We start from the raw sequence: 10,934 nt of genomic DNA on the forward strand, positions 1-10,934 counted from the left end.
CTGATTCATGACCTTCCCCAGCATAACCATACAAGGTACTATTGTTTCCGGTGAGATTCTGGACAAGATCACCTCGGAGGATATCAAGTATCAGACCCCGGAATCCTTTGGGCTGGCCAAGAATATCAAAGTCCGGGATGAGATCGGTCTGGCTTGGGCTTCTGCCCGGGGTTACTGGCAGGCCTTCAAACTCAGAAGGGAGCGCATCGCCGAGGAAGAGAGCGGCACTACCGAGACCCGTAATTTCTGGATGCTGCCTTTTCTGCTCACCTTGGGCTATGAGGTGGACAAGGCCAATGCCGTCAATCTCGACGGCAAAACCTACGCCATCAGCCATCGGGCTTCCAACCTTTCGGGATTCCCCGTGCACATCATGGGTATCAATGATAGTCTGGACAAGCGCCGGGAAACCAGCGGACCGAGGCTTTCTCCCCATGCTTTGGTACAGGAATACCTCAACAAGACGGACGACTACCTCTATGCCTTGGTCACCAATGGCAAGCAGCTTCGACTCCTGCGCGATGCTACCCGATTGGTTCGATTGACCTACCTGGAGTTTGATCTGGAGAAGATGATGGAAGAGGAGCTTTTTGCGGACTTTGCCGTGCTCTACCGTGTCCTGCATGCTTCCCGCTTGCCCAAGGAGAAATCCGGTGGTGAAGAGTCCATCATCGAGTTTTACCATCAGGAGTCTTTGGCTTCGGGCACCCGTATCCGGGAGAAGCTATCCGAAGCGGTTGAGAGCTCCATCAAGCGTCTGGGAAATGGCTTTCTCAAGCATCCGGAAAACCATGAGCTTCGCGCCATGGTGCAGGCGGGAGAGCTTTCGGGCAAACAGTATTACCTCTACCTGCTGAGGCTGATTTACCGATTCCTGTTCCTGCTCGTGACGGAAGACCGCAGCCTGGTCTATCCGGAAAAGCGGGATGCCGAACTCACCCGACTGCGAAAGATCTACTATGACTTCTACAGCATGGATCGGGTTCGCAAGCTGGCTCTTCGCAAGATCTTTGTGGAAGGGGCCAAGCATGACCTTTGGGAAAATATCAAGATCACCTTCCGCCTCTTTGAAGCGGCCAAGTATGGAGAAAAACTGGGGATCAAGCCGCTTGGTTCGGGGATATTCCATCCTTCTGCCTTGGGTGCGCTGAGCGAAAGTCTGCTGAAAAACGAAGACCTGCTCTTTGTGATCCATCGCCTCTGCTACTTTATGGATGAGGATCGCAAGCAACTCGTCAAGGTCAACTATGGGGATCTGGATGTGGAAGAGTTTGGTTCCGTCTATCAGGGACTTTTGGAGTTTGAGCCGGTGTTTTCCGAACTGGATACGGCGCCAAGCTTCGGCTTTGTGGCGGGAACGGAGCGCTCTTCCTCAGGGTCGCACTATACGCCAGAGGAACTGGTCCGTCCGCTGATTCAGCATTCCTTGGAGTACATCATTCAGGACTGTATCGAGAAGCCTGAGGAAAGGCTAAAGCTTAGCACACCCAATGCTCCCAAGCCTACCCTTCAGGAAAAGGCACTGCTGGCCATCAAGGTCTGTGACATTTCCTGCGGAAGCGGGCATATCCTGCTATCTGCTGCGCGTAGGATCGGTACCGAACTGGCCAAGATCCGAACCGGCGAAGATCAACCAACTCCAACTGCCATGAGGCAGGCGGTGCGGGATGTGATCCGGGAGTGTATCTATGGGGTGGATAAGAATCCCCTTGCCGTCGAACTCTGCAAGGTCGCCCTATGGCTGGAGGCCCACAATCCGGGCGAACCGCTGAACTTCCTCGATCACAAGATCAAGTGCGGTGATGCCATCGTCGGACTCGCCCACAAGGAAGAACTCGAGCGGGGAATTGCAGATGAAGCCTTCAAAGCCCTGCCTGGAGATGATAAGACGATCGCTACCGGCTTCCGCAAGCGAAATACGGAGGAGCGAAAGCAAAAAGACCAGCTCACCATGGACTATTTCACGGATGTGAATGAGGCGGTCAACAAAGCCATCGAACAGTTCCAACTCTTCAAAAACCTACCGGAACGTACTCCCGAGGAGATTGAAGCAAAGCAGAAAAAATTTATGGAACTGAACAAGGGAACGACTTATGCCCGGCTGAAAAGTCTTGCCGATATGCAAGTTGCCCAGTTCTTTATTCCTAAGATAGCCGATCAAAAAAGCTATATCTGTACCGATGCGACCTATCGAAAATACCTTCGTGAAAAGACCATTCCAACAGGAATGCCACCAGCAAAAGCCGAGGCCTTAGCCCAGGAAAAAGGTTTTTTCCATTACTTCCTGGAGTTTCCAGAGGTTTTTGCTGAAAGCAAAAATCCTGAGGGGACCGAAGGATCTCAAGGTGGCTTTGATTGTATTTTGGGTAATCCGCCGTTTTTAGGAGGGAAAAAAATAAGTGGGACGTTTGGAGATTGCTACTTGAATTATTTGAAAGATAATTTTAAAAATTCTACTGGCAATCTTGATTTAGTAGCCTATTTCTTCAGAAACGCATTTGATATAATAAATGACAAGGGATACCTTTCTTTAATTGCGACAAACTCAATTTTTCAAGGAGATACGAGACATGGTTCTCTTGAGCAGATCTCAACTTTGGGGGGTTCAATAAATTTTGCAATTAGAAATATTAAGTGGCCAGGAATTGCAGCAGTAACCGTTAGTTTAATTTCTATTACCAAAATCTCTGAGGGTCTTGTTTTTTTCTTGGATGGGAAAAAGGTTTCTCAGATTTCTTCTTACTTGGATGAATCTGAATCGGATCTACATCCTTTTATTTTGAATAGAGCACAAAATGCCGCCTTTGTTGGTTCTGTGATTTTGGGAAAAGGGTTTCTTTTAGAAAAAGCTGAAGGAGTAAGACTGATAAATCAGGACAAGAAATATAGAAAGGTTGTTTTTGATTTTTTGAGTGGAGATGACTTAAATAATGATCCAAATCAAAATGCTTCAAGGATGATTATTAATTTTTTTGATTGGCCACTATCACCGGAAGAAGATGACGAGTTTAGCCCAAAGGGCCCTCCTTATGCAAATGAATTTGAATTGTGCATTTCAAGAATTAGAAGCTTGGTAAAACCAGAAAGGGATATTCTAAAGGATAAGGGATATAAGGAAAAATGGTGGCAATATGGAAGGAAGGGTATAGAGTTATACAATTCAATTTCAAGTCTAAAAAAGGTTCTTGTTCTTACAAGGGTGTCCAAATACCTAAACCTTGCCTTAGTAAAAAGTAATCAAGTTTTCATGGATAAAGTGGTTGTTTTTCCTTTTGACGACCTCAAGTATTTTTCCATATTACAAAGTACAATCCATGAGATTTGGGCTTGGAAGCACAGTAGCACTTTAGGCGGTTCAACTTTAACATATAGACCCTCCGAGGCATTTCAAACTTTTCCCTTTCCTGATAGAAAAAGGTTGAGTAATCAAGTGGTTGGAGTTCAGGACTATGTTTCCCTTAGGGGGAAAATAATGGATAACTTACAGTTTGGTCTCACCAAGCTTTATAATTTGTTTCACTTGGAATTTTTGACAACTGTTGATGTAGAGGTAAGAAGCAAGCAAGAACAACAAGTTTGTATTGATGCATATCAAGATATTATAAGGTTAAGAGAACTACACAAAGAGATGGACGAAGCCGTCTTGGAAGCTTACGGCTGGACTGATATTCAGCTTCGCCATGATTTTTATGAAGTGGAATACCTTCCTGAAAATGACCGGGTGCGCTATACCATCCATCCCGATGCCCGTAAGGAAATCCTCAAGCGACTACTGGACCTGAACCATCAGTACTTCGAGGAAGAAGCCAAGCAAGGCCTGCACAAGCAGGAAGATGTGGAAGCCTTCTACGAACAGAAAGGCAAGCCTGTGCCGGAGGAAGTGGCGAGGTGGTTTGGGAAGAAGAAGGGGAAGGATAAACCCACTCAAAAGAAACCGGCGGTTCCAAAGCCACAAGTGACCTTAGATTTATTTAACCAGCAAGAGAATCAAAACATTATGAAAGAATTTGGGCTAAATGAAGGGATTTATTCCATTTCGGATGCGGCTGATATGACTGGCTTCTCTAAGGATAAAGTAAGAAGATGGTTTAAAGATCTTGCTGCGGAAAAGTATGAGGGTGTTTCAGGTTTTGATCCTAATGACATAGAACGTTCCAGAATTAGTTTTCATGGAGTGATTGAACTGGTTGTGATAGGTACGCTTAGGGAGTTTTGCAATTTGAAGGATATCCTTAAAGCCAGGTATGATTTGGGTGTAAAAACTGGAAAGGTTTATCCGTTCGCCAATAATAATGTTGACAAGCAACTAAGCGTAGCAGGTAAATCCATTATTTTCCAACTTCCTAATGGTGATTATATTTCCCTGAATGGCACTGGGCAATATAATTTTCAATTTATTACTGAATTCTTTAAGGATATCATTTACAATAAGAATGGAATTGCTGAGCGTTTGATTCCTTCCAAAGGGAATAGAAGAATAGCGATCGATCCAAAACTGGCTTCTGGAAAACCCTTTTTGATAGAATCTGATGGCGTTCAAATAAGTATTGTCAAATCTTTTTACAAAGGGCCACAATCTGTGCCTCTGCTTAAGGAGATATACGGTATAAGCGAAGAGGATGTGAATGCAATTTTAGCCTACACCGCATGACAACACTCAAGATCCTAATTGATCCAAGTTATCCGACTCATTTGATTAAGTCATTGGAATCTATTCATTCTCTTCAGCAAACGAAAAGGTTTGAGATTTACAGATGGAGCAATGGTATTGAGAATAAGTTTTCATTGGAAGAATCCATATTCCTGTCTATTGATGAGGCAAAAAGGGGACTTTCGGAATCAACATTGAAACATTTGGAATATGGATACCGGATGTTTGTAATGAAACCGGCCAAGGATCAGGATTTCTTCGAGTTCGCAATGACTGTTTTAAGGGTTTGGCCATTTATCATTGAAAAATCTGAGAAGGCTAAAAAGGATAGATTTTGCTATACTTTTCGATATGCAGGAAGAAAGCTGAGTAAGGTTAGCCCTAAGCTTCATTCAAAATTGTAACTAATTGATCAATCTGAATTTTGATGAAAAACTCTATTTTTCAAGCAGATAAATGTCCTTTAACTGGAGTTGAAAAACCTCACTTGAAAGTTATTGAACATGGCATTAGCCAGACTTTTGATAAAAATGTTTATCAATGGATTTATCCTGAGGATGAACAAATTGTAATGGTTGTAGAGAGTGAGCTTTTTCGAGATCAAGCTTATTGGGATTCAAATCAAACTGCCATTTTCTACCTTATTGAAAATGGAATTTGGCCAAAAGGTAAGATGGTCGATAGACCACTTTTGGAAATTTTAATTTCATCTTCAGGAATTCCAGAAACTCCAATTGAAAAAATTGATGAGATCCTCTATTACCTAAACAAGAATGCTGACCATTTGGGACAGTATTTTTTGGTTAGAGAGGATTGGGATTATGATTTAAAGTTTATGAAAAAGATTGGGGTGAGTAAGCCAGAGGAACTCACCAATCTAATCAATGAAGCTTTGGGAAATGGCTGGATTAAAGAAGAAGATGGTACGTCAGCGGATATTTCAATTGGTTTGACATTGAATGGATGGGAAAGGGCTTCCAGGATTATAAAGTCTTCTCAATCAAAAATTGCATTTGTAGCAATGTCTTTCGATCCGGAGATGATTCGGATTTACAATGAATCAATAGAGCCAGCTATTACAGAATGTGGCTTTGAACCCTACATTGTTTTAGATCAAAATCCAGATAGTGATGTCACTATCAATGACGCTATCCTTGCAGGAATAAAGAAAGCCAAGTTCACGATAGCTGACTTTACCCACCATAAGTCAGGAGTTTATTTTGAGGCAGGCTATGCCTTAGGTAGAGGACAGAAAGTAATCTATACCTGCCGTGAAGATCATATCGGTACAGCCCACTTTGACACGCGGAATTACCAGCATCTGGTCTGGAAGGATGGGACTGATCTGAAAAAGAAGTTGATGGATAAGATTGAAGTTTTTATAAAATCCTGATGTATGCGAAAAATTGAAAAAGCATTTTGTCATCTAAATTTAGAGACATTTAAGAATGGGAAAGTTGACGATTGGGCTAAGCCAGTTCGAAACGAAGAGATAATTAAAAGCACACCGATGAGGGTAGATTCCTATGATGAACTTGTAGGGCTCGTAGCAAAAATTCTTCACTATAATCGCCAATATGTCATTTTTTATCGAGGCCAGGGAAGAGAGTATAAAAATGATGATGGTCATGCGACAATCCCTCCCTCGATATTTCGGGAAAATAAGGATAAAACGCCCCGGCAACTCAAGGGAAGGTTTGATATTTTAAAGAAGAAATCGGAACAGTTGATAAAAGTGTTTCGAACTTCAAAAGTTCCATTTGCAGGATCTCGAATGGTCAACAGCTACCCTGAAATTGCTTGGGCTTTACTTCAGCATTATGAAAAGTGCGATACACCTTTAGCTGATCTTACCCATTCTTTGCATGTTGCTTGCTCTTTTGCATTTGACAGGAATACCGGGAGTACCGGAATTATTTATGTGTTGGGTATGCCATGGCAGAATGACGCTATTGGCTACAATTCATTTGAAGAATTGGTAAATCTCAGATTATTAAATGTTTGTCCTCCATCGGCTCAGCGACCGTTTTTTCAAGAAGGGTACTTAGCTGGACCGTTTCCAAACTACAAATTGGATGATCCGAGTCGTTCAAATCAGTTTGATTTCAATAGACGGCTGTTAGCGAAATTTGAAATCCCAATAACTGAAAACTTTTGGGGAGAGGGATTAAAGGAGATTCCAGCTAAAAAGCTTTATAAGGAAGATGATAAAGTTCTGGAACTTTTGGAGCCGATTGAAGCGGAGTTTTTGAGGTAACTGACACTAAGTCTTAGTAGAAAAAATTATGGAAAATATCAGGTATTGGATTTTGAAGGATTATGGTCAGCTTAATAATCAAGGAAGTGAGGCTTATCTCACAATAAATAAAAAAAAAGTTCCTGTACAGGAAAGGGATATTATATTTCTTTTGGAATATCTGAATGGAAGATGGGGCTTTCAATCGAAATGGCGTATTGATGGAGTGAAGAAGAGTGAGGCGAAAACAGATATTCCTGAAAGGATTATTGTTGAAATGTATCTTGATGAAAGGTTTGAATTTAGGCCTCTTGATCATTTTGTTTATACCCTAAGCTATATTAGAAATTACAAGAGACCTGAGAAAGGATTTAGGTTATTTAGAAATTTGGCGCCAGTTGAAGCCTCTATGATACTCGAGGGAAAGGTAGATGAAGTGAGATCTTTAATTGGTTTTACTTTCTATAATATGCATAGAGATCATAGAATATGTTTTTTAGAAAAATTAGGGTTAAAGGATTTAAGGCAAGAATATGTTGTGTATGATGAGCACGAGCTTTTAAACAAGATGAATGAGTATGTTATTGATCATATAATTAATCCTTCTGAGCAGTTTTTAGAGAGTGTGAAGTTATTCAAAAAAATGTTTGGTGATGAAAATTATTCTAAGCTTTCTTTTTCAGATGATCAAAATATTAAATCCATGTCTTATGCTATCAATCAGGAGAATACACTTAAAGAATATCTTGAAAATGTGAAAAGTAATTTTGGTCCATTTTTTAGAAAAAGAGAAAATAGAAGTTTTGATAAAAACTATAATCAAATGAGAAAATTCCCCTTAGTTTTAAAAGTTAAATAATATGGATATTGACAAATATGCAAAAGCTATAAAGGAAGTGACAAAGTGGGATAGAACCAATAGCGTTTTTGGTTTTGTTGATTTTGGGGCTTTTCAAAGCAATTATATTTTTGAATTCTATTCTGCTATGAGGATACTCAATGATTTGAGTAATAAACACCGTTTAAGGGTTGTTCCTAATATTGACGAAAAAGTAATTTTTCCAAGAAGTCATGCTAATAAGGATGGTTATTCACATTTTCGGGTTTTTTTAGGTGATGATACTTCTGACTTTGTTGAAGTTTGGCTCGGAGTGAATATTGGTCATTCAAAGTATCCTGGTTACACACATGCTCCTGATATTTCTTTTCAAGTAAATAATTCTCCACAATTCCCTAATGAAGACCATTTACTTATGATGATTGATGTCAAATATTACAAAGACGGACTTCAAATTGAAATTATTGACTCTTTTATTGCTAAAGTGAAAAGGTTTGGGTTTCCAAAGATCGATCCATCTTACAATAGACTTGAATTTTCTGAGTTTTATTTTTTGTCACATCCAGCAATAATTACAAATTCTAATGTTCATGGCAATTCTGAAATGATATGTAGAAATGAGGGTGTTATTCAATTAGGTCAATTTATGCCTGATGAAGTATTTCGAAAAATTGGAGCAGTTTAATATGACCAACGCCTATAAATTCCTCGACTACTACAATGAGTTGGATCTGCTCTTGGCTAAAGCCTTGAATCAAGCGGATTATGTGTCATTTAGAGATAAGGTTCGAGATCTTTCTGGAAAGAATGCAGTAATCAAGCGGTACCGGGATGATTTGTTCCAGCTTGGGAATCTCAGGAATGCGATCGCCCACCAGACTAAAGGAGGTGCTCCAATAGCCGAACCTTTTGAAGAGACGGTTAAGTTAATCCAGAAGATCTTGGAAGAGTTTAAGAATCCCAAGCGTGTGATTCCTGCCTTTCAATTTGAGGTATTTACAGTTACTCCCGACACTCCTTTGATCAATCTCCTTCAAGAAATGAAGACACAGAACTTTTCCCAAGCTCCCATCTTGGATCATGATGGAAAGGTGATCGAAGTTGTTTCAACCAATACGATCTCCCGTTGGCTGATTGCCGAGTATGAGAATCAGTTGATCGATCTGACCGCAGCTAAGATTTCAGACTTAATGCCTCATGTCGAGACTAAGGAAAATTACGCGCTTATTTCCAGGAATACCACGGTCTACGAGGCGGCGGAGATCTACCTGAAGAAGTCCAAGGAAAAGAAAAGCCAGTTGGACTGCCTGATTATCACTCAGAATGGAAAGCCGACAGAGAAGTTGATGGGGATAGTATGTATAGAGGATATTGCACCTTATTTGATGGATTGAAAATCTGAAAGGATATCAATTGGATTTTGCTTCACTAATTCCCAAATAATTAGAAGTTTTGATTTTACTTAGGTTGGTTTTATAAAAATTTTTATACTTATCTGAATAATCCTTTTTCAATATCCCAATTTTTCATGCCCGAAGATCAGGAACATCTATTTGAGAAGATTTTGGAGCTTGCCCTCAAGGACAAGTTGGTGCTGTGGGCGGGGGCTGGATTATCTGCTGAGGCGGGCTATCCTACAGGTTGGGAACTTACTGAAAAGCTATTTGAAAGGCTTTCTGAGGAAGAGAAAAGGTTTGTTCCAAAGGATTTATTGAAGATTTCCGATTATTTGGCGAATCGTGAAGAAAATGGCCGTGATAAACTGATTTCGATTTTGAAAGAGATTTTCATCATTGAACCTAAACAATCCGAGTCTCATGAGATGATTAGGAAGATGGCATTCTTCAATACAATCATCACCACGAATTATGATGAGTTATTTGAAGATTACATCCCAGGAATTCAAGTCATTAAAAAATCAAAGGACCTTACTCGCTCAAAATCCAATTCAAGGAAATTGATCAAGATTCATGGTGACTTGAAGTCTCCAAAGAATTTGGTATTGTCAGAGACGGATTATGCGAGACTTTATGAAAAAAATGATAAAGATCCTTTCTGGAGCAAAGTTCGAGTAGAACTAACTGAAAAGGCTGTTTTGTTTATCGGATATGGATTAAATGATCTGAATGTTCGTGGACTTTTCGATTATCTGGATAGGAAATTAAAGAAATTCAATCAGCCCAAGTTTTTTGTATCGCCGAATTTGCAATTGACTCAACTGAATAAGCTTGAGTCTCTTGGTATTCATTATTTCAATAGTACAGGTAGAGACTTTCTAAAAAGGCTCTATGAAAAGGAATGGAAACCTAAAGGCTTTAAATACTTTGGATTGCCGGAGGTTTCTACAGACACCTTGTTTCAATCTTTGAATGCCGAAGGACTTTCCATCAACATTTCCACAAAAGCTGAGGGTGGGAAATTGATTCAGTTCAATCCAGAACCAGGAAAGGTTTGGAATTTGACATTCAATTCTGATCATAATGAGGTAAATCAGAGAATTTTTGATTGGGAGAAAGGTTTTGGAGCCGATGATTTGGTAGTTCCAAAAGAGGCTGTAACCGAGGCTTTTTTAAAAATTGGAGATTTTGTGGTAGGTGATAAAAATACGTTGCCCGAACTCAAATTCCTCAGAAAAGGAAAAGTTTATGAAAAAGTAAGAATCGTATTCGAAAACTCAAAGATTGAATTGGAAGGCCTTGAGGTTAGAATTTTCCGGTTTGGTGAAGAGGGAGTTCGTTTGGTAGTAAAAGATCAAGTGGCATCTTTTGAGATAACTATCCCTCGATATAGTACAAGAGGATTTACCTATAATGGAAACTTTACCCCCAGTGAGCCTTGTGATTCTATTTCTGGAGTTTTGAAATGGCATGAGGTAATTTTTGCATTAGGGAATGGTGAACCCTACAAGATTTTTTCTCGGGATTTACCGAAAGGTTATCGAGATGCCAACGATGGAAAATCTAAAAATTTAGAAGGACTTGAGCGTAATCGGCTTATTTTCCAGGTATTGAGAATGATTGAAGAGAAGTTTTCAGTCCGGTTTTCTGGCCTCAAGCAAGAGGATGTTTTCAATAAAAAAACCACTGATCAACTTCAACGATTTTTAGACCTTTTGTATCCATCCGAAGAACCACATCTTGAAGGGTAATGGAATGGGGACTAACGTTGCGGGATGGAAAAGACTATTCATGACACCTATCGAGAGCTGT

Annotated in this window: 8 protein-coding genes; all 8 read left to right on the forward strand. The window is 40.2% G+C overall.

All coding sequences use genetic code 11. From position 1 onward, the window contains the following. The first annotated feature begins 7 nt into the window (after positions 1 to 7). The 8 genes from CLV31_RS20950 (at position 8) to CLV31_RS20985 (ending at position 10,873) form a co-directional block, all read left to right on the forward strand. Positions 8 to 4,651, forward strand: a complete 4,644-nt coding sequence (locus tag CLV31_RS20950) for an Eco57I restriction-modification methylase domain-containing protein (RefSeq protein WP_181452689.1) — start codon at positions 8 to 10, stop codon at positions 4,649 to 4,651. A gap of 134 nt (positions 4,652 to 4,785) precedes the next feature. Next, the gene (locus CLV31_RS20955; protein ID WP_146250953.1) at positions 4,786 to 5,055 is read left to right on the forward strand and encodes a hypothetical protein; all 270 of its coding nucleotides are present in this window, start codon (positions 4,786 to 4,788) and stop codon (positions 5,053 to 5,055) included. 23 nt (positions 5,056 to 5,078) lie between these two features. Continuing rightward, positions 5,079 to 6,044, forward strand: coding sequence for a hypothetical protein (locus CLV31_RS20960; RefSeq protein WP_111395048.1), 966 nt, complete (start codon positions 5,079 to 5,081; stop codon positions 6,042 to 6,044). A 3-nt stretch (positions 6,045 to 6,047) separates the two neighbouring features. Then, entirely contained in the window at positions 6,048 to 6,908 is an 861-nt protein-coding gene (locus tag CLV31_RS20965) for an FRG domain-containing protein (protein WP_111395049.1), read from the forward strand. 28 nt (positions 6,909 to 6,936) lie between these two features. After that, complete coding sequence (locus CLV31_RS20970) at positions 6,937 to 7,746, forward strand: hypothetical protein (RefSeq protein ID WP_111395050.1); 810 nt, start codon at positions 6,937 to 6,939, stop codon at positions 7,744 to 7,746. 1 nt (position 7,747) lies between these two features. After that, the gene (locus CLV31_RS20975) at positions 7,748 to 8,410 is read left to right on the forward strand and encodes a hypothetical protein (protein ID WP_111395051.1); all 663 of its coding nucleotides are present in this window, start codon (positions 7,748 to 7,750) and stop codon (positions 8,408 to 8,410) included. Next, positions 8,379 to 9,119, forward strand: a complete 741-nt coding sequence (locus CLV31_RS20980; protein ID WP_111395052.1) for a CBS domain-containing protein — start codon at positions 8,379 to 8,381, stop codon at positions 9,117 to 9,119. Before CLV31_RS20975 ends, CLV31_RS20980 begins: the two co-directional genes overlap by 32 nt. Before the next feature lie 134 nt (positions 9,120 to 9,253). Further along, positions 9,254 to 10,873, forward strand: coding sequence for an SIR2 family protein (locus CLV31_RS20985; RefSeq protein WP_111395053.1), 1,620 nt, complete (start codon positions 9,254 to 9,256; stop codon positions 10,871 to 10,873). The last annotated feature ends 61 nt before the right edge of the window (positions 10,874 to 10,934 follow it).

Origin of the sequence: Algoriphagus aquaeductus, from assembly GCF_003253485.1 — a bacterium.
Lineage (GTDB): Bacteria > Bacteroidota > Bacteroidia > Cytophagales > Cyclobacteriaceae > Algoriphagus > Algoriphagus aquaeductus.